The organism is Streptomyces sp. M41(2017) (genome assembly GCF_002078175.1).
Lineage (GTDB): Bacteria > Actinomycetota > Actinomycetes > Streptomycetales > Streptomycetaceae > Streptomyces.
In genome coordinates, this window is the sequence record NZ_MWFK01000001.1 from 1,212,662 (window position 1) to 1,233,001 (window position 20,340).

15 protein-coding genes are annotated in these 20,340 nt (G+C 73.3%); 12 read left to right on the forward strand and 3 right to left on the reverse strand.

Annotated features, from left to right (window positions below; genetic code table 11):
* The first annotated feature begins 115 nt into the window (after nt 1–115).
* The 5 genes from B0675_RS05365 (at nt 116) to B0675_RS05385 (ending at nt 9,988) form a co-directional block, all read left to right on the forward strand.
* A complete protein-coding gene (locus B0675_RS05365) occupies nt 116–2,419 on the forward strand; it encodes a bifunctional glycosyltransferase family 2 protein/CDP-glycerol:glycerophosphate glycerophosphotransferase (RefSeq protein ID WP_081217604.1) in 2,304 nt (767 codons plus the stop codon).
* 123 nt (nt 2,420–2,542) lie between these two features.
* Nucleotides 2,543–4,702: a bifunctional glycosyltransferase/CDP-glycerol:glycerophosphate glycerophosphotransferase gene (locus tag B0675_RS05370; RefSeq protein WP_081217605.1), complete on the forward strand. Its 2,160-nt coding sequence runs from the start codon at nt 2,543–2,545 to the stop codon at nt 4,700–4,702.
* A 1-nt stretch (nt 4,703) separates the two neighbouring features.
* Nucleotides 4,704–6,920, forward strand: a complete 2,217-nt coding sequence (locus B0675_RS05375; RefSeq protein ID WP_081217606.1) for a bifunctional glycosyltransferase/CDP-glycerol:glycerophosphate glycerophosphotransferase — start codon at nt 4,704–4,706, stop codon at nt 6,918–6,920.
* A gap of 74 nt (nt 6,921–6,994) precedes the next feature.
* Entirely contained in the window at nt 6,995–8,251 is a 1,257-nt protein-coding gene (locus B0675_RS05380; protein WP_107482756.1) for a hypothetical protein, read from the forward strand.
* A gap of 84 nt (nt 8,252–8,335) precedes the next feature.
* Nucleotides 8,336–9,988, forward strand: coding sequence for a hypothetical protein (locus B0675_RS05385; protein WP_241539703.1), 1,653 nt, complete (start codon nt 8,336–8,338; stop codon nt 9,986–9,988).
* 17 nt (nt 9,989–10,005) lie between these two features.
* Here the strand turns inward: B0675_RS05385 and B0675_RS05390 are convergent, their stop codons facing one another.
* Nucleotides 10,006–10,419 carry an organic hydroperoxide resistance protein gene (locus B0675_RS05390; protein ID WP_081221601.1) on the reverse strand — a complete coding sequence of 138 codons (414 nt, stop codon included), beginning with the start codon at nt 10,417–10,419 and terminating at the stop codon, nt 10,006–10,008.
* 123 nt (nt 10,420–10,542) lie between these two features.
* Between B0675_RS05390 and B0675_RS05395 the strand changes: the two genes are divergently transcribed.
* The gene (locus B0675_RS05395) at nt 10,543–11,040 is read left to right on the forward strand and encodes a MarR family transcriptional regulator (protein ID WP_081217607.1); all 498 of its coding nucleotides are present in this window, start codon (nt 10,543–10,545) and stop codon (nt 11,038–11,040) included.
* Here B0675_RS05395 and B0675_RS05400 read toward each other — a convergent pair.
* Nucleotides 10,934–12,463, reverse strand: coding sequence for a glycosyltransferase family 39 protein (locus tag B0675_RS05400; protein WP_347108085.1), 1,530 nt, complete (start codon nt 12,461–12,463; stop codon nt 10,934–10,936). The genes B0675_RS05395 and B0675_RS05400 overlap by 107 nt on opposite strands.
* Nucleotides 12,464–12,616: 153 nt before the next feature.
* Here B0675_RS05400 and B0675_RS05405 point away from each other — a divergent pair, with 153 nt between their 5' ends.
* The 4 genes from B0675_RS05405 (at nt 12,617) to B0675_RS05420 (ending at nt 17,671) form a co-directional block, all read left to right on the forward strand.
* A complete protein-coding gene (locus tag B0675_RS05405; protein ID WP_179165251.1) occupies nt 12,617–13,885 on the forward strand; it encodes a glycosyltransferase 87 family protein in 1,269 nt (422 codons plus the stop codon).
* Nucleotides 13,886–13,931: 46 nt separating this feature from the next.
* A complete protein-coding gene (locus tag B0675_RS05410; protein ID WP_081217610.1) occupies nt 13,932–15,548 on the forward strand; it encodes a glycosyltransferase family 2 protein in 1,617 nt (538 codons plus the stop codon).
* A 66-nt stretch (nt 15,549–15,614) separates the two neighbouring features.
* Nucleotides 15,615–16,595 (forward strand): UDP-glucose 4-epimerase GalE, encoded by a 981-nt coding sequence (gene galE / locus B0675_RS05415; protein ID WP_081217611.1) that lies wholly within the window; start codon nt 15,615–15,617, stop codon nt 16,593–16,595.
* Nucleotides 16,596–16,717: 122 nt separating this feature from the next.
* On the forward strand, nt 16,718–17,671 hold the full coding sequence (locus B0675_RS05420) for an ADP-ribosylglycohydrolase family protein (protein WP_081217612.1): 954 nt from the start codon (nt 16,718–16,720) through the stop codon (nt 17,669–17,671).
* Here B0675_RS05420 and B0675_RS05425 read toward each other — a convergent pair.
* A complete protein-coding gene (locus tag B0675_RS05425) occupies nt 17,658–18,326 on the reverse strand; it encodes a TetR/AcrR family transcriptional regulator (RefSeq protein ID WP_081217613.1) in 669 nt (222 codons plus the stop codon). The genes B0675_RS05420 and B0675_RS05425 overlap by 14 nt on opposite strands.
* A 156-nt stretch (nt 18,327–18,482) precedes the next feature.
* Between B0675_RS05425 and B0675_RS05430 the strand changes: the two genes are divergently transcribed.
* Both B0675_RS05430 and B0675_RS05435 read left to right on the forward strand, forming a co-directional pair.
* A complete protein-coding gene (locus tag B0675_RS05430) occupies nt 18,483–19,403 on the forward strand; it encodes an ABC transporter permease (protein WP_081217614.1) in 921 nt (306 codons plus the stop codon).
* A 22-nt stretch (nt 19,404–19,425) separates the two neighbouring features.
* Nucleotides 19,426–20,250, forward strand: coding sequence for an ABC transporter ATP-binding protein (locus tag B0675_RS05435; RefSeq protein ID WP_081221602.1), 825 nt, complete (start codon nt 19,426–19,428; stop codon nt 20,248–20,250).
* The last annotated feature ends 90 nt before the right edge of the window (nt 20,251–20,340 follow it).

Here is a 20,340-nt window from a genome sequence, read left to right on the forward strand (position 1 = left end):
CCGGCCCGCCCCTCGCCGTTCACCGGACATCCCCCGTATGCCACATCTGGCGTAACCAAGTCACCCCTTCGGCCGTTCCCGGGCAGGTATGCCCGCGCCGACCCATGGATGTCCCGTGCCCCGGTTCAGTGTCATCGTCCCCGCGTTCAAGGTTCAGGCGTACCTGCACGAGTGCCTCGAATCGGTGCTCGAACAGTCGTATCCGGATCTCGAACTCATCGCGGTGGACGACTGTTCGCCCGACGCGTGCGGGGCGATCATCGACGAGTTCGCGGCCCGCGACGCGCGGGTCCTCGCGGTGCACCTGCCGGAGAACGTGGGACTCGGCCGCGCCCGCAACGCGGGGATCGAACGCGCCACCGGCGACTACCTGCTCTTCCTGGACAGCGACGACACCCTCACCCCGGACGCACTGCACGCGATCGCCGACCGGCTGAAGGAGACCGCCGAACCGGACGTGCTGGTCTACGACTACGCCCGCACCTACTGGTCGGGCGAGGTCCGGCGGAACCAGCTCGCGGCGGAGCTGTCCGAGGAGGGCCCGGCACCCTTCCGGCTCGACGAACGGCCGGGCCTGCTCCGGCTGCTGATGGTGGTCTGGAACAAGGCGTACCGCCGGGAGTTCGTCGAGCGCGAGGGCCTCACCTTCCCGCCCGGGTACTACGAGGACACGCCGTGGACCTATCCGGCGATGATGTCCGCCGAGTCGATCGCCACGCTCGACCGGGTGTGCGTGCACTACCGCCAGCGGCGGCACGGCAGCATCCTCGGCACCAGCAGCCGCAAGCACTTCGACGTCTTCGCCCAGTACGACCGGGTGTTCGCGCACGTCGCCGCGCACCCGGAGCTGGAGCGGTGGCGTCCGCTGCTGTTCCGCCGCATGGTCGACCACTTCTCCACGGTGTTCGTGAAGCGGGACCGGCTGCCGCGCGGCGCGCGTGCCGAGTTCCTGCGCAAGGCCCGCGACCACTACCGGCGTTACCGCGTGCCGGGCTCCCCCGCCGGACTGCGGCTGCCTCTGCGGCACGCCCTGGTCAGGTTCGGCACGCACCGCACCTACCGGCTGCTGTCACTCCTGTCACGGACCCGGAAGAGAGCCGTGCGGCTGGCCGGCGCCCTGCGGCGCTCGGCACGGACCGCGGCGCTCCGGCTCCACTACCGCGTGCAGCTCCGGCTCCCGCTGCGCGCCGACCGCGCGGTGTTCTCCAGCCACGGAGGCCGCGGACACGGCTGCAATCCGGGCGCCCTGGAGTCGGCGTTCCGCACGTACGCGCCGCACGTCCGCACCACCTGGATCGCCGACCTCGAACACCATCACACGATCCCCGCCGCCACCGGCCGGCTGCGCCCCGGGACCGCCGGCTACTGGACGGCGCTCGCCCGCTCCAAGTACCTCGTGAACAACGTCGGCTTCGACCGGAGTCTGGTGAAGCGGCCCGGCCAGGTCGTGATCCAGACGCAGCACGGGACACCGCTCAAGCACATGGGCCTCGACCTCCAGGACCGACCGGCCGCCGCCCGTGGCACGGACTTCGCCGAGCTGCTGCGCGACGCCGACACGTGGGACTACTGCCTGTCGGCCAACCGCCACTCCACGCTGGTCTGGGAGCGTGCCTTCCCCTCCTCGTACGACACGCTGGAGTACGGGATGCCGCGCAACGACGTGTTCCAGCAGGCGACTTCGGCCGACGTGGCCCGGCTGCGCGCGTCGCTCGGCATCCCCGAGGGCGCGGTCGCCGTGCTGTACGCGCCCACGTACCGCGACTACCGGAGCGGCCAGCGCCGCACCCTGGACCTGGAGCGGGTGCTGCGGCAGCTCGGGCCGCGGTTCGTGATCCTCACCCGCGCCCACCACCGCTACGGAGCGCCGCTCACCGACGCCCCGGGCGGCCGGCTCATCGACGTGTCGGACCATCCGAGCGTGGAGTCGCTGTGCCTCGCCTCGGACGCGCTGGTCACCGACTACTCGTCCCTGATGTTCGACTACGCGGGCCTGGACCGGCCGATCGTCGTCCACGCCGACGACTGGGAGGCGTACGAGGCGGCCCGCGGCACCTACTTCGACCTGCGCGCCTTCCCGCCCGGCGCGGTCGCCCGCAGCGAGGACGAGCTGATCGACATCTTCGCGACCGGCCACTGGCGGGGCTCGCGCTCCTCGCAGCTGCGGGCCGCGTTCCGGGAGCGTTTCTGCCCGTACGACGACGGGCGCGCCGGGGAACGGGTGGTGCGGCGGGTGGTGCTCGGGGAGACGGCGGGGCTGCCGCCCTTCATCCCGTTCGCGGAGCGGCACCCGGTCCCCTCGGCCGTCGAGGCGCCTCCTCGCACGGGAGCCTCCGCCCCGCCCGAGGTCGCCGCCGCCGCGCCGCTCGCGGCCGTTCCGGCGCCGGGTGGTGCCCTCCCCCTGACCGAACAGCACTGAACCGGAGTCCGCGTGCCCTCCAGCCCGTCGCGGCCCACGCCCACCCGGCCGACCACGTGGCGGCCGACCGGGCGCCCCGGGCGATGAAACCCCCGTTCGGCGCCCCTTGAGAGAAAGAGCAGAATGCCCCGCTTCAGCGTCATCGTGCCCACCTTCGGAGTCGCCGGGCGCCTGTCCCACGCGCTGGACTCGGTCCTCACCCAGTCCTTCGGCGACGTCGAGCTGATCCCGGTCTGCGACGAGCCGGACTCACCGGCCGCGGCGGTCGCCGCCGGGTACGCCGCCCGCGACCCCCGGGTGGCGCCCGTCCACTCGCCGCCCTCGGGCGGCCTGAGCGGGGCCCGCAACGCCGGGATCGCGGCGGCGACCGGCGCCTACGTCCTCTTCCTCGACGGTGACGACGAGCTGGCCCAGGGTGCGCTCACCGCGTTGGACGCGGCACTGCCGGCCGGTGTGGACGTCCTCTACTTCGGGCACCAGCGGGTGCACTGGTGGGAGGGCGAGCCGAGCACACCGCCGCTCGACAAGGCCCCCGAGGTCCTCGGCGTGCACGTCCCGGCGTGGAGCGCGGCCTACCGTCGCGCCTTCCTCGTCGAGCGCGGACTCACCTTCCCGGAGGGGCATTTCACCGACGCCGGCTGGGGCGGGCTGGTGACGGTGGCCGCCGAGCGGACGGCCGTGCTGCGCACGGTCTGCGTGCGCCACCATCTGCGCCGCCAGGGCAGCCGGCTCAACGCCCCGGGCGAGCACCACTTCGAACTCCTCGACCAGGTCGAGCGGGTGCTGGCCCGGGTGGCCGAGCAGACCGTGCCCGCCGCCCGGTCCAAGGCGCTGTTCGGCCAGCTCTTCACCCTGGTCCTGAAGACGGCCGCGCATCCCACCCGGGTGCCGGCACGCCGCCGCCGGGCCTTCTTCCGCCGGGCGGGGCGGCTCTACCGGCGCCACCGTCCGGCCGGTTACCGCGTGCCGGGAGGCAGCCTCGGCGTGCAGCACCGGCTGCTCGCGACGGGCGCCTACAGCGCGTTCCGCGCCCTGCGCGGTGCCAACCGGGCCGCGGCCGGAGCGGTCCGGCGGGTCCCGCGCCCGAGGATGCTGCGCACCCGGGCCTTCTACGCCGCCCAGCTGCGCCGCCCGCTCGACGAGAACCTCGCCGTGTTCTGCGCGTACTGGGGCCGCGGATACGCCTGCAACCCGGCCGCGATCCATGCCAAGGCCCGTGAACTCGCCCCGCACATCCGCTCGGTGTTCCTGGTGGAGCCGGACGCGGTGGACGCGGTCCCGAAGGACGTGGAGCACGCGGTGATCGGCAGCCGGCGGTCCTGGGAGGTGCTCGCCCGCGCCAAGTACCTGGTGAACAACGCCAACTTCGCGGACGCGGTGGTCAAACGGCCCGGCTCCGTCCACGTCCAGACGCAGCACGGCACCCCGCTGAAGAAGATGGGCGTCGACCAGTCGACGTATCCGGTGGTGGCCGCGGCGACCGGCAGCTTCACCAAGCTGCTGTCCCGGGTGGACCGCTGGGACTACAACCTCTCCTCCAACCGGCACTCCACCCAGATGTGGGAACGGGCCTTCCCCGGCGGCTACGAGGCCCTGGAGTACGGCTATCCCCGCAACGACGTGTACTGCACGGCGACCGCCGAGGACGTGGCCCGGGTCCGTGAGCGCCTCGGGGTGCCCGAGGGGCGGACGGCCCTGCTGTACGCCCCCACCCACCGCGACCACAGCACCGGCTTCGAGTCCCGCCTCGACCTGGAGGCCTTCTGCGACGCGGTCGGGGACCGGTTCGTCGTCCTGCTGCGGGCCCACTACTTCTACGACGAGGGCAGCGGGCGCGGCTCGGGGCGGATCATCGACGTCACCGGGCACCGCTCCTCCGAGGACGTCTGCCTGGCCGCGGACGCGCTCATCACCGACTACTCGTCGATCATGTTCGACTACGCCAACCTGGACCGTCCGGTCGTCGTGTACGCGGACGACTGGGAGGTCTACCGGGAGACGCGGGGCGTCTACTTCGACGTGATGGAGGAGCCGCCGGGCCGGGTCGCGCGCACCCCCGGGGAACTGGCCGCGCTCTTCACCGACGGCTCGTACGCCGACCCGGAGGCGACGGCCCTGCGGGCCCGGTTCCGCGAGCGGTTCTGCCAGTTCGACGACGGAAGGGCCGCCGAGCGGGTCGTCCGCAGGGTGCTGCTGGGCGAACCCCCCGAGGCGATCCCGCCCGTCCTGCCGCTCGCCGAACGCCGCCCGGCTCCCGCCGCGTCCACCCTCGTAAGGAGCTGACGTGCCCCGCTTCAGCATCATCGTCCCCGTCTTCAAGGTGCAGGGCTTTCTGCGCGAGTGTCTCGACTCGGTCCTGGAGCAGTCGTACACGGACCTCGAGGTGATCGCCGTCGACGACTGCTCCCCGGACGGCTGCGGAGCGATCCTCGACGAGTACGCGGACCGCGACCCGCGCGTGCGGGTGCTGCACCTGCCGGAGAACGTGGGACTCGGCCGCGCGCGCAACGCGGGCATGCCCCTGGCCACCGGGGACTACCTGTTCTTCCTCGACAGCGACGACACCCTCACGCGGGGGGCGCTGCGCGCCGTCGCCGACCGGCTGGAGGAGACCGCGGACCCGGACGTGCTGGTCTTCGACTACGCCCGCACCTACTGGTGGGGCGGCACCCGCAGGAACGTGCTCGCCCGGGTGCTCGCGGAGGCCGGCGCCGGGACCTTCTCGGCGTCCGAACACCCGGAGATCCTCGACCTGTTGATGGTGGTGTGGAACAAGGTCTACCGGCGCGGGTTCGTCGAGACGGAGGGCTTCGCCTTCCCGCCCGGCTACTACGAGGACACGCCGTGGACGTTCCCGGTGATGCTCAGCGCCCGGCGGATCGCCGCGCTGGACCGGATCTGCCTCGCCTACCGGCAGCGCCGGCAGGGCAACATCCTGTCCACCACCAGCCGTAAGCACTTCGACATCCACGACCAGTACGAGCGGGTCTTCGCGTTCGTCGACGCCCGGCCCGAGCTGTCGAGCTGGCGCCCCTACCTGCACCACAAGATGGGCGAGCACTGTCTCGACATCCTCTCCAAGCCGGACCGGCTGCCGGAGGGTGACAAGGCCGAGTTCTTCCGGCTGACGGCAGCGCTGTTCCGCAAGCACCGGAGCGGTCCCGTGCCGCCCGAACTGCGGGTGCTGGAGGGCGGGTTCACGCGGTACCGGCTGCGACGGCAGGCGGTGCGGACGGGACGGGAGCTGAGCCGGCGCGGGCAGCAGGTGCGCAGGGCGGCGACCGTGCGGGTCAAGCGCGGCTGGTCCACGCTGCACGAACACCGGCCTCTGGACCCGAACCTCGCGGTGTACTCGGCGTTCTCGCACCGCGGGGTCCTCGGCGACCCGGCGGCCGTGTACACGGCCGCGCGTGAACTCGCGCCGCACATCCGGGGCGTGTGGGTCGTCCGCGACGAGGAACAGGCGGTGCTGCTGCCGCCCGGCACCGAGCACGTCCTGCTCGACTCGCCCCGCTACCGGCGGGTGACCGCGCGGGCCACGTACTTCGTGAACAACGTCAACTGGCCGGGCTCCCTGGTGAAGCGCCCCGGCAGCGTCCACATCCACACGCATCAGGGCACCCCACTGAAGTTCATGGCCGCGGACCTGCTGCACAAGCCCGGTGCCCGCCAGGGCTTCGACGTGCCGCAGATGCTGCGCCGCGCCGACCGGTGGGACTACAGCCTGGTCGCGAACCGGCATTCGGAGCTGGTCTGGGACCGGGCCTATCCCTGCCACTTCGCCTCGCTGCGCACCGGCAGTCCGCGCAACGACGTCCTCGTGCGGGGCCGCTCCGAGGAGGGGGCCGGGGCCGCGGTCCGCGCCCGCCTCGGTATCCCGGCGGAGAACCGGGTGGTGCTGTACGCGCCGACGCGCCGCGACTACGTGCGCGGCGGGCATGCCGACCGGCTCGACCTGGCCCGGTTCGCGGACGATCTCGGGGACGGCCACACCCTGGTCGTACGGCTGCATCCCTCGCTCGCGGACGGTCCGGCGCGCGGGATGGGCCTGGCCGAGCTGCACCGGCGGGGGGTGCTGGTCGACGCGACGGACGAGCCGTCCGTCGAGGACGTGATGCTCGCCTCCGACGCCCTGGTCACCGACTACTCGGCTCTGATGTTCGACTACGCCAACCTCGACCGGCCGATCGTGCTCCTCGCCGACGACTGGGGCGCCTATGCGGCGAGCCGGGGCGTCTATTTCGACGTCACCTCGGACGCGCCGGGCCATGTGGCGGGCACCCAGCGGGAGTTGGCGTGGCTGTTCGCGTCGGGGTCGTGGCGGGACGCGGAGTCGGCGCGGCTGCGGGCGGGATTCCGGGCGCGGTTCTGCGAGTTCGACGACGGGAGGGCCGCGGAGCGGGTGGTGCGGACGCTGATGCTCGGCGAGCGGCCCGATGTCCCTGCCGCGGCCGTCGCGGTTCCCGCGCAGGCGGGACACGACGTCCTCGCGTCCTCGTGAGCGCCCCGACGGCCGCGCGCTCCGCGCGTTCCTGGTCGCGGGCACTGCGCCGGCCGCGGTCCCCGCGCGGCTGGGTGGTGGTGATCGCCGTGGTCTTCGCCGTGCTCCAGCTCGCCAACATCACCGGCCGGGACACCCCCGACACCAAGAACTACCTGTCGTACGCGCTGAGTCTGGGCGGCGACAGCAAGCACGAGGCCGCCGCCCGGACGATCGACTACGCGTGCGCGAGCAGGGCGTCGGTCGCCCGCCGCAACCAGGCCGTCGACGTGGTGCGCTTCCACCGCGCCAGTCCGACGCGCCGGGTGGTCGAGGAGTGCCGTCGTGCCGAGTGGCGGGGGGTGTCCGCGCGGCTCGCGGCCGGCCAGACGGCCGGCCGCACGGTGCCGTTCATGCCGCCCCGCTTCATGCGGATCTTCGAGGTGCGGCCCGGCTATCCGGTGCTGCTGGTGCCGTTCGTCACGGTCCTCGGGGTGACGTGGGGTCTGTGGGTGTCGAGTGTCCTCGTGACGGTGGCCGGGGGCGTTCTCGTGTTCCTCGTGCTGCGGACCCTGCGCACCTCCACCGGCGCGGCCCTGACCGGTCAGGCGCTCTTCTACGTCCTGCCGTGCGGGACGACGGCGATGCGCCCGATGACCGAGGGCCTGATGATGACGGTCACGCTGGCGGCGCTGTGGGGCTGCGCGCTGCTCCTGGAGGGCCGCGCGCGGGCCGGGACCTGGCTGGTGGGCGGGTCGCTGGCCGTCCTCTTCACGGTCAAGCATTCGCAGGCCCTCTTCCTCGGCCTGTGTCTGGCCGCCGTCTGCGCGCTGCACCTGGTGCGCCGGCGCCGCTGGGACGGGCCGTTGCGGACGCTCGGGGTGGTCGCCGGCTGTGCGGCGCTCGGCACCGTGCTGCTCGCGAGGCTGCTCCACTATCCCTCCGAGTCGGAAAGCCTCCAGGATCTCCTGACCGGGCACTTCTCCCGCCCCGACCGGGCCCGTCCGTGGCCGGAGTTCTTCCACCTGGAGAGCGCGTTCTGGATCGAGTGGCTGCGCCGGCAGCTGTGGGAGCCGCTGTTCCTGGCGGCCGTGCTGGCGGCCGGGTGGGGTGCGCTGCGGCGGCACCGCGCCTTCGCGCCCTTCCTGCTGGCGGCGGCGCTCACCGGGGTGCTCAACCAGGCGGGGCACCCGGACATCAACATCTGGGGCGACCGGCTGATCGTGGTGCTGTGGCTGCTCCCGGTGGTCGGTCTGCCGCTGCTCCTGGACGCGGTCGTCCGTCCGGGCGTACGGGCCCCCTCCGGCGCGGTGCCGGGGCCCGCCCGGCGGGACACCGAGGTCGCCCGATGAGGTGATCCTGGGCTAGCGGCCCGGCACCGACGGGCATATACCGCAGATGCCACAAACCGTTGAGCCCGCCTTGCCCGCCGCCCGATGAGCGCCGATGTCCTCGCCCGGCGGGGGGCCGTCCGGGGCGCGACGGCACTGCGCGGCGGCGGCACCTGGCGCCCGACGCCGTACCAGCTGTTCGGCGGCCTGTTCTGGCTGGTGGTGACACTCGCCTACTGGCGGGTCCCGCTGTGCTGCGACGCGGGCCAGCACGCGGCGGTCGTCGAGCGTCTGCGGGCTCATCTGCTCCATCCGCTGCACCCGATGGCGGACCTGCCGGGAGCGGGCAGCCCGTACTACTCGCCGTACGCGGTGGCGCAGGGCGCGTTCGCCCGGCTGACCGGGCTCGGCGGCTGGGCGGTGGTGCGGCTGTCCGGACCGGTGAACCTGCTGGTGCTGCTGACGGGCATCGGCCGTTTCGTGCGGAGCCTGACACCCCGGCCGTGGGCGCCGGTCCTCTGCCTGTGCGCGATGGTGCTGCTCTGGGGCACCGAGCGGGCCTGGTGGAGCGGCTATCTCGGGCTGATGTCGATGACCGGCAACCTCGGCTATCCGTCGACGTTCGCCATCGGACTGACCTTCTGGGCCTGGGCGCTCACGGCCACGCGCGCGGCGGGCACCACCGGCGGCCCGGTCCGCTTCGTCGGCCCGGCGGGTCTCAGCAGCTGGTGGGGGTACGCGGCGCTCGGCGGGCTGTACGGGCTGATCCTGCTCGTCCACCCGATCACCGCGATCGCGGCGGCGCTCGGAGCCGTGGCGTTCGTGGCGGGCTCGCGGCGCGTCCGACGCCCGGCCGTCGTGGGCCGCTGGCTGCTGACGGCCGCGGTGGCCCTCCTCGTCGCGTACGCCTGGCCCTACTTCGACGTCCTCGCGCTGACCGGGGACCGCAGCGTGGACGCCATGCACGAGCGGCTCTACGAGGGGATGCCCGGGCACTTCTGGCTGGCCCTGGCCGGACTGCCGGCCCTGTGGCTGCGGGCCCGGAACGCCCGCAGGCCCGGGGGGCACGGATGGCGCGACCCGCTGGTGCTGCTGTTCGCGCTGGACTGCGCGGTGGTCGCCTACGGCTGGGCGAGCGGGCACTACACGTACGGCAGGATCCTCGGGCTCACGCTCGTGCCGCTCCAGTTCGCACTCGGGGTGGAGCTGGCGGCGCCGCGGCCGTGGAGCCGGGGGCGGCGGCTGCTGGGGTGGGTGGCGGCCTGTGCCGCGCTGACCGGGTTCCTGACCGTGCAGGCCGGGGCGGTGGTGCCGCGCGCGCTGGACCCGGTCGGCTTCGACCAGCCGCCGCACTGGCCGACGTACGACTGGGCGGCCCGGCACATCGGGCCGGGTGAGGCGGTCATCACCGACGGGTACTACGCGGTGCACCTGATCGCGGGTTACGGCCCCGACCTCGCCGCGCCCGCCTGGCCGGACCCCGCCCTCGACGAGGGCGAGCGGCGGCGGCGGGTCGCGGCGGTCCGCGCCTATCTCGACCCGGCCTCGACACGGGCCGCACGCACCGCCGTCGCCCGCCGGTACCACGTCCGCTGGCTGCTGCTGACGCGCTGGCGGCGGGTTCCCGAGGAGGCGACGGTGGTGGCGTGGAGCCGGGAGACCGGGGAGGTACTGGCCCGGGTCGGCACGGGATCCGGGACGGCCGGGGGCGGGGACACCGGCGCGGCGGCCCGCCCCGGGGTGCGCACCGGCCGCTGACCGGCCTCGCCCGCCCGCTACTCGATGACGAGCTCGACCGGGATGTTGCCGCGGGTGGCGTTGGAGTAGGGGCAGACCTGGTGGGCCTGCTCGACCAGCTTGCGGCCGGTGGCCTCGTCCACGGTGTCGGGCAGCTCGACGCGGAGCGTGACGGCCAGGCCGAAGCCCTCGCCCTGCTTGCCGATGCCGACCTCGCCGGTCACGGCGGCCTCGGAGACGTCGACCTTCGCGGCGCGGCCGACGACGCCGAGGGCGCTCGCGAAACAGGCGGCGTAGCCGGCGGCGAAGAGCTGCTCGGGGTTGGTGCCCTGCCCGCTGCCGCCCATCTCCACCGGGATCGCCAGCTGGAGGTCGAGCTTGCCGTCGGAGCTCACCGCACGGCCGTCGCGGCCGTGGGTGGCGGTGGCGACTGCGGTGTAGAGCGTGTCCATGAGGACCATCCCTCTCAAGTCGATTCCTGGGCGGGGCGCCGGTCCGGCGGCCCCACGACCAGAATTAGAGCACGCAATTAAGTTGTGCACAACTTAATGGCTCGCACGAGCTATCCTGAGGACATGACCGCGACACCCGCGCCGATCTCCCCGGCCCCCTCCGACGGGGACTTCCTCCGCCTCGACCAGCAGATCTGCTTCTCGCTGAACGCCGCCTCGCGCGCCTTCGGCGGTGTCTACCGGGTGATCCTCAAGGACCTCGGGCTCACCTACCCGCAGTACCTGGTGATGCTGGTGCTGTGGGAGCACGGCGAGCTGCCCGTGAAGCGGCTCGGCGAGCATCTGCGGCTCGACTCGGGGACGCTCTCGCCGCTGCTGAAGCGACTGGAGGCGGCGGGCCTCGTCCTGCGTGAGCGCAGCACGCGCGACGAGCGGTCCGTGCAGGTGCGGCTCACCGAGGAGGGCGGCGCCCTGCGGGAGCGGGCGGTGTCCGTGCCGCGGCGGATCGCGGCGGCTACCGGGGCGGACCTGGAGGAGATCCGAGAGCTCCGGGACCGGCTCGACCGACTGACGGCCGCTCTCGACCGGGCGGCTCGGTCGGAAACGCCGGACTCCGCATAGGCCTGCGCACGTAGAGACGCATCGTCACCCCGCGGCGGACGACCTGCTCACGGGGCACGAACTGCTCGTCGACCACGGCGAGTTTGACGCGCTCGGTGGGGCTGTCCGGATACCAGGAGGGCACCGTCGCGAACGGCTCGGCGACGAGCCACACCCGGTCGAGGCCCGCCAGCCGGCGGCGCAGGTCGGCGGCGTCCGCCTCCTGGCCGTACAGGGTGCCGGACGCCGGGGCGGGGACGCTCAGCGCGATGTCGCGGATTCCCAGGAACCCCCTCGGGTAGGCCAGGGCCGCGCGCCGGGCGAGCGAGGGCAGGAACAGCACCGGGTCGCCCGGGCGCAGTTCGCGGTGGGCGACGGCGGAGACCGCGGCCAGATTGTCGGGGCGACGGTCGGGGCTGCGGTCCTGACGCAGGATCGGGAGCTGGACCGCGAAGACGAGGGTGATGCCGAGGACGCCGCTGAGGACCGCGTGCGGCACGAGCCGGGGCAGCAGCCCGGTGAGGCGGTCGGCTCCGGCCGCCGCGAGGAGCGGGGCTCCGGCCAGCGCGTACAGGACGTACCGCTCGTCGTACAGGGGCCACCAGCGCGACACGGTCAGCAGCACCAGGGGCGGCACCGCGGCGAGGGGCAGGGCGACGGCCGGGAGGGTGAGCGCGCCGCGGCGGGGCAGGCCGGGCACGAACGCGAGGGCGGCGAGCAGGAGATAGGGCAGGACCACGATCCGCGCCGGGCCGGTGAACGTGTCGAGCAGGCGCTCCGCGCTGCGGAGCCCGGTCCGCGACAGCCAGGCGACCTGCGCGGACTGCCCCCGTGAGACCAGGAGCAGCGGCAGCAGGACGAGGGTCACCCCCGCCGCGGAGGTGAGCCAGCGTCGCCAGATCCGCGCCGGAAGCCGCGCGAGGGCCAGCGTGCAGGCATGCGCGAGCAGCAGGAGCAGGGCCATCTCGTGCAGCAGGCAGGTGACGGCGAGGGTGCTGCCGTACGCCCACCAGGGACCCGGCCGCGGGGACGGCACGGCCCGCACCAGGAGCAGGGTCGCCCCCGCCGCGCCGGCCGCGACGAGCGCGTAGGAGCGGCCCTCCTGAGCGAAGTGGCCGGCCATGGGCGTGACGGCGTAGAGGAGCCCCGCCCACAGGCCGACCCGTGGCCGGCACAGCCGGACGCCGAGGGCGGCGACCAGGCCGGCGGTCGCGGCGGCGCCGCAGACGGAGGGCAGGCGCAGGGCGATCTCGCCGGGGTGCGGGGCGAGGACGGCGTGCATGCCGAGGTAGTACAGGCCGTGCACGGCGTCCACGGTGTGCAGCAGGTGCCAGATCTGGGGCACCGAGCGCCGGGCGACCTGGAAGGTCACCGCCTCGTCGCGCCACATGGCACCGCGGTCGAGTCCCCAGAGCCCGATCGCGAGCATCACGAGCACGGGCACGAGCACAGCCACTGTCTCCGGACGGCCCGCTGCCGACCGCCTGACCCACGCATACACCATGGGCCAAATTTTTTGCTATTAAACAACCTTTGGCCGGTATTGACGGCGTATCGCCCGCAATAGCCCATCCATGCGGCTTACGATCCGGCCTTGATGAGCGCCCTCAGGAACCTCCGCCCGCTTGCCCTCGCCGCCGCCTGGCTCGCCACCCGCGCGCTGATGCTGTGGCTCCTGGCCCACGACGACCTCCGCCTCCTCGGCCGGGGCGGGGTGTCCCGCGAGGTCGGACATCTCTACTTCCGCTGGTACGGCGTCCTCTCCCAGGGCACGTTCCCGGCGGGCGACCGGCTGTGGCAGTACCCGCCCGGCGCGGGTCCCGTCCTGCTGGCGCCCGCCCTGCTGCCGTGGCTGACGTACGTCACGGCGTTCGTGGCGCTCACCCTCGTGGCGGACCTGGTGATCACCGTCGCCCTCACGCGTGCGGGGCGGCGGCCCGGCCGCAGTCTGCGCGGCGCCCTGCTGTGGGTGCTCGGCCTCCCGCTGCTGCTGCACATCCCGCTCGCCCGGTACGACGTGGAGGTCACCGCCTTCGCCGTGCTCTCCCTGCTGGCGCTGTCGCGCTCCCCGCGCGCGGGCGGGGCGCTGGCCGCGCTGGGCGCCCTGGTGAAGGTGTGGCCCGCCCTGGCGCTGATCGGCACGCCCCGGGGCCGGACCACCCGCGAGGCCTGGACGTCGGCCGTGGTCGCGGCCGCCGCGCTGCTCGCCGTCCTCGCCGCCGCGTTCAGCAACCCCTTCGACTTCCTGCGCCAGCAGGGCGGCCGGGGCGTGCAGATCGAGTCGCTCGGCGGCACGGTCCTGGGGTTCGCGCGGCACGCCGGCTGGCCCGGAACGGCCCGCTACCAGTACGGCGCCATGGAGTTCGTGGGCCCCTACGTCAGCTCGGTCGCGGCCGCCTCGCTCGCCCTGACCGTCGCGGCGTTCGGGGTCCTGCTGCTGTGGCGGGTGCGGGCCCGGCACTGGACCGCGGCCACCCCCTACGACGCGGCGCTCGCCGCCGTCCTGCTGTTCACGGTGACGAGCCGGGTGATCAGCCCCCAGTACATGGTGTGGCTGCTGGGCCTGGCCGCCGTCTGCCTGACCTCCCGGCACACCACCCAACGCCCGGTCGCCGCGCTGATCGTGGCGGCGACGGCGGTCAGCACGGTCGTGTACCCGGCGATGTACGGCGAGGTGATCCACAGCACCTGGACGGGCTGCCTGCTGATGCTCGTGCGCAACGGCCTGCTGGCCACCGCGGCGGGGCTGTCACTCGTACGGCTGTGGCGGTCGAGTGCCCGTCGAGCCGCCACCGGCCGGCCCCTGTCGCCCCCCGCGGCACGGAGACCACACCGAATGCCCACCTTGCTCCGAACAAGACAGTAATGACCTCTTCATAGACAATTACCATCAACTCCTACTGTTTCGGCCCATGGATGCCATGAATCCCCTTCACCACGCGAAGGTCGGCGTCGTCGTGATCGGTTACGACGACGCCGCCCATGTGACGGACGCGGTGCGCTCCGCCCTCGCCCAGGGCGACGCCGTGCGCGAGGTGATCGCGGTCGACGACTGCTCGACGGACGGCAGCGCCGCCCTCCTCGACGCGCTCGCCGCCGAGGAGCCGCGCCTGACGGTGATCCACCGGGCCGTCAACAGCGGCGGCTGCGGCAGTCCGCGCAACGACGGCATCGACGCGGTCACCGCCCCGTACGTGATGTTCCTCGACAGCGACGACGTCCTGCCTCCCGGTGCGGTGGACGCCCTGCTCGGCACCGCCGAGGCGCACGGCGTCCCGGTCGCGGCCGGACTCTGCGTGCGCCGCGAGCTGCCGTCGGGCCGGGAAGTCCCCTGGGAGCGCGCGCTCTACGCGGGCCCCGCGGTGCTCCCCAACCCCTCCCGGCGCCCCCGTCTCGCGCACGACACCCTCTGCGTCAACAAGCTGTACCGCACCGACTTCCTGCGCGAGCACGCCATCCGCTTCCCCGAGGGCCGCCACCCCTACGAGGACTACGTCTTCAGCGCGCGCGTACTGGCCGCAGCGCCGCGCGTCGCGCTGATCCCGGACACCGTGTACGTCTGGCACGTGCGGCGCGACGCCGAGCGGCTGTCCATCTCCCTGGACCGCGGGGACATCTCCAACTGGCGCGCGCGCACCGAGGCGAACCGGGCGGCGTACGAGATCCTCCTCGGCGCGGGCGAGAAGCGGCTCGCCCGCGCCGTGCACGCCAAGTTCCTCGACCACGACCTGCGGATGTACACGCGGGAACTGGAGCTGCGCACCGCCGCCTACCGCCGCGACTGGTGGGACCACACCCGCGCCTACCTCTCGACGTTCGACGCGGCCGACCTCACCCTCAACCCGAGCGCCCCCGGCCGCCTCATCGCCCGTGTGCTGCTCGCGTCGCCCGCACCGCGCGACCTTCCCCGTCTGCGCGAACTCGCTGCCCGCCCGGCGCGGCTGCTCCCCCCGTACTCCCGCGCCTCCGACGACACCCCGGTCTGGTCCTCGGACCTCCCGCAGGTCACCCTGGAGCACTTCCTGGAGCGCCCGGCCCACCTGCTGCCCCTCGCCGTCGACGCCGAACTGCACGTCGGCGCGCGGGCGACCCGGCTGCGGCTGCGCCTGCACGAGCTGTACGGGCGGGTGGCGGAGGCGGGTCCGGCCTCGGCGCACGTGGTGTTCACCCGCCGCGAGGACGGCAGGGCGGGCCTGCGCGGCGAGGCCCGCCTGCTGCCCGACCGGTACGGCGACGTGTGGACGGGCGAGACACCGGTGGAGCTGTCGGAGCTGGCACCGGGCACCTGGGACCTGCGCCTGACGCTGCGCTTCGGCGACGGCACGGACCGGGAGGTCACCGCGCACGCGCTGGGCGGCTCCGGCCTGCTGCGCCGCCGCGTCGTCCTGGACGTCCACCACTCCGTGGGCCGGGTCCTCCTCCTGCAGCCGTACCGGACCCACGCGGGCGCGCTCGCCCTGCGCACCGCGTCCGGTTGGCGAGGAATGACCGAAGTGCTGCGCCGCAGGCTCGGCCGCCTGCTTCACTGATACCCGGGGACACACGGAGACGGACGACGGAGCACCACGGGGCTCACCGACGAGGGGACGACCCACATGACCTGGCTGATCACCGGCGGCGCCGGCTACATCGGGGCGCACGTCGTCCGCGCGCTGCGCGAGGCGGGCGAGAGCGCCGTGGTCTACGACGACCTGTCCACGGGGATCGCCGAGCGGGTGCCGTCCGACGTCCCGCTGGTGGTGGGCTCGACCCTGGACGGCGAGCTGGTGGCCCGGACACTCGCGGAACACGCGATCACCGGAGTCGTCCACCTGGCGGCGAAGAAGCAGGTCGGCGAGTCCGTGGAACTCCCCCTGCACTACTACCGGGAGAACGTCGAGGGGCTGCGCGTCCTGCTGGAGGCCGTGACCGCCGCGTCCGTGACCGCCTTCGTCTTCTCGTCCTCGGCCGCGGTGTACGGCATGCCGGACGTGGAGTTGGTGACGGAGGAGACGCCCTGCGTGCCGATGAGCCCGTACGGCGAGACGAAGCTCGCGGGCGAGTGGCTGGTGCGCGCGACGGGCCGCGCCACCGGCCTGTCCACGGCGTCCCTGCGCTACTTCAACGTGGCCGGTGCGGCGACCCCCGAGCTGGCCGACGTGGGTGTCTTCAACCTCGTCCCGATGGTCTTCGAGAAGCTCACGCAGAACGCGCCGCCGCGCATCTTCGGCGACGACTACCCGACCCCCGACGGCACCTGCGTCCGTGACTACATCCACGTGGTCGACCTGGCCGAGGCCCACGTCGCCGCGGCCCGCGCGCTACGGGCCTCCCCCGGCACCGATCTGACCCTCAACATCGGCCGCGGCGAGGGTGTCTCGGTCCGCGAGATGATCGACCGCATCAACGCGATCACCGGCCACGACCGCCCGCCGGTCACCGCCCCCCGCCGCCCCGGCGACCCGTCCCGCGTCGTCGCCTCCGCCGACCGCATCGCCACGGAACTCGCCTGGAAGGCCCGCCACGACGTCGACGACATGATCACCTCGGCCTGGGCCGGCTGGACCCGCAGCCATCCGGAGGCGAAGCGGGACTGAGGGCGACCAGAGCGACGACCCGACGGGTCCGACGCGAGGGCCTGCCCGGAGCGGCGCACCCACGCGGACCGTGCCGGAACCGCGGCCCCGAACCGGCCCGGGCCGCCCCGTACGCTCGCCCCATGACCGCCATCGGCACGATCCTCGGCTCCGCGGTGGGCGACGCGCTGGGCGCTCCCTTCGAGTTCGGGCCGGAAGGGGCGTTCACGCGGCGCTTTCCCGCTCCCGGACGGGGCGGGGAGATGTGCGGAGGCGGCGGCTGGGACCCCGGCGAGGCGACCGACGACACCCAGATGGCGGTCGTCCTCGGCGAGTCACTGGTCCGGCACGGCGGGCTCGAACTCCCGGACGTCTTCGACGGGTTCCGGCAGTGGGCGGCAGCCGAGCCGAAGGACATCGGCCTCCAGACGGAAGCGGTCCTCACCAGCGGCGACCCCTGGGATCTCGCGTCCGCCCTGCACTTCCAGGTCAGTCAACGCGCCGCCGGCAACGGCTCGTTGATGCGGGCCGCGACCTCCGCCGTGTTCTTCGCCCCCTGCGGCCGGGACGTCACGATGTCCGCCGCCCGCCGGATCGCCGCGCTCACCCACGGCGACCGAGCGGCCTGGGAGGGCACGGCGATCCTCCACGAACTGATCCGCACCGCCCTGGTCGGGCACGACCCCCTCACCGCGCTCCCCGACACCCTGGACGCGGTCCACCCGGACCATCGCGCCCGCTACGCGACCGTCCTCGCCGGCGACTGGCACCCGGACCGGGCGACCGAGTTCAACGGCGCGGTCTGGCCCTGCCTCGGCTCGGCGGTGTGGGCGCTGCGGACGACGGACTCCTTCGAGGACGCCCTGCGCGCGGCGGTCGACCTCGGCGGCGACACGGACACGGTCGGCGCCGTCACCGGCGCCCTCGCCGGGGCCGTGTACGGGGACGAAGCCGTCCCGGGCCGCTGGACCGAGGTCCTGCACGTCCCCCTGCCGGGTTCGGGCGGGCGGGTGCTGCGGGCGGACGGCCTCGCGGGGCTCGCCGGCCGGCTGGCCGACGGGCCCCGGACACCCGTCGACGGGATCACAACGCTCTGAGCGCCGCCGCCGTGGTGCGGGCCAGGGTGGCCAGGTAGGGCTTCGGGAGTTTGGGGCCGCGGACCACGACCGCCCGCCAGTACAGGGGGCCGGACATCAGGTCCAGGGCCAGGTCGAGGTCGGCGCCCTCGCGGACCTCGCCCCGGGCGGTGGCCGCGGCGACGATGCCGCTCGCGACACCCTGCTGACCCTCCCGCAGCGCCTTCTGGAGGGCGTCCGCGATCTCGGGGTTGCGGGCGGCCTCGGCCTGGAGGTCGGGGATGATCTGCCCGGCGACCGGATGCCGCAGGGCGCGTGAGGTGACCTCGTAGAGCAGACGGAGGTCGCCCTCCAGGGAGCCGGTGTCGGGGGCGGGCAGACCCTGGACGGCGATCGCCGAGACCAGGTCGAGCACGAGATGGCGCTTGGAGCGCCAGCGCCGGTACACCGCGGTCTTGCCGACCCCGGCCCGGCGGGCGATGCCCTCGATGGACATCCGGGCGTACCCCACCGCCGCGAGCTCCTCGAAGACGGCGGCGCGGATTGCTTCGGTCACATCCTCCCTCAGGACGGCCGCACCGGCGGGAGCCCGGCGACGCGGGGCCTTCCCGTCGGCAGGCGCGGGCGTGGCGGCACTCGCGGCTGTGTCGGCGTTCGTGGTCATACGGACCAGCATAGGCCGTTACGACGAAACGGTTGCGTTCCGACGTAGACCGCCCTACGCTCACGTTGCGACGATACGGTCCCGTCCCGACGTAAGAGAACGGCAAAGAGCAGTCCTCGAAACGGTCAGGACGCCCCGCACCCCACCCCCCGAGCGAAAGCAACGGATGTGAGCCAGGTCCTCCACACCCCGCCCGCGACGGCGGCACCGGCCTCCCCCGCCGACGACGCCGCGGCCTTCGCCGCCCGGTACGGCCTCACCGTCAGCGGCGCCCGCCCGAGCCTGCCGGCGTACGTCCGCCAGCTGTGGGCGCGGCGCCATTTCATCACCGCGTTCGCCACCGCCAAGCTCACCTCGCAGTACAGCCAGGCCAAGCTCGGTCAGGTCTGGCAGGTGATGACCCCGTTGCTGAACGCGGCGGTCTACTACTTCATCTTCGGCATCCTGCTCGGCACCAAGCACGGCGTCCCGGACTACATCCCGTTCCTGGTCACCGGCGTCTTCATCTGGACCTTCACGCAGAGCTCGATCATGGCGGGCACCCGGGCGATCTCCGGCAGCCTGGGCCTGGTCCGCGCCCTGCACTTCCCGCGCGCCGCGCTCCCGGTGTCCTACGCGCTCCAGCAGCTCCAGCAGCTGCTGTTCTCGATGGCCGCGCTCGTCGTGATCCTGCTCTGCTTCGGAGTGCCGGTCAGCGCCTCGTGGCTGCTCGCGGTGCCGGTGCTGGTGCTCCAGTTCACCTTCAACGCCGGTGTCGCTATGGTCATGGCCCGGATGGGCGCCCGCACCCCGGACATCGCCCAGCTCATGCCGTTCCTGCTGCGCACCTGGATGTACGTCTCGGGTGTCATGTGGAGCATCGACAAGGTGCTCAGCAACAACAAGCTGCCGCACTGGGCGATGGTTTTGCTGGAGAGCAACCCGGCGGCCGTCTACATCGACCTGATGCGCTTCGCGCTCATCGACAGCTTCCACGCGCACCAGCTGCCGCACCACGTCTGGGCGCTCGCGGTGGGCTGGGCGCTCGTCGCCGGCGTCGGCGGCTTCATCTACTTCTGGAAGGCTGAGGAGACCTACGGCCGTGGCTGACACCATCACGCAGCAGACGCAGGTGACGACGCAGGACGCCCCGCCGCAGGGCACCGAGACGGCGGCCGGAGCGGGCTCCGAACGCGTCCCCACCGTCATCGCCGAGAGCGTCGACATCGTCTACCGCGTCAACGGCACCGGCGCCGGACGCGGCAGCGCCACCGCCGCCCTGAACCGCATGCTGCGTCGCAAGCAGACCGAGAAGGCCGCGGGCGTCCGCAAGGTCCACGCCGTCAGGTCCGTGTCGTTCACGGCCTACCGGGGCGAGGCCATCGGCCTGATCGGCACCAACGGCTCCGGCAAATCCACGCTGCTCAAGGCCGTCGCGGGCCTGCTCCCCGTGGAGAACGGCAAGATCTACACGGACGGCCAGCCCTCCCTGCTCGGCGTGAACGCGGCCCTGATGAACGACCTCACCGGCGAGCGGAACGTCTACCTCGGCGGTCTCGCGATGGGCATGTCCCGCGAGCAGGTCAAGGAGCGGTACCAGGAGATCGTCGACTTCTCCGGCATCAACGAGAAGGGCGACTTCATCACCCTGCCGATGCGGACCTACTCCTCCGGCATGGCGGCCCGGCTGCGCTTCTCCATCGCGGCGGCCAAGGACCACGACGTCCTGATGATCGACGAGGCGCTCGCCACCGGTGACCGCTCCTTCCAGAAGCGCTCCGAGGCCCGCATCCGCGAACTGCGCAAGAGCGCGGGCACGGTGTTCCTCGTCAGCCACAACAACAAGTCGATCCGCGACACCTGCGACCGCGTGCTGTGGCTGGAGCGCGGCGAACTGCGCATGGACGGACCCACCGAGGACGTCCTCAAGGAGTACGAGAAGTTCACGGGCAAGTAGCGGGACCCGAGCGAGCCCGAACCGGACGGGACGCGGGCTGCCGAAGCCCGCGTCCCGTCCGTCGTCCGGCGACCTGCCCCTCGGCGGCGG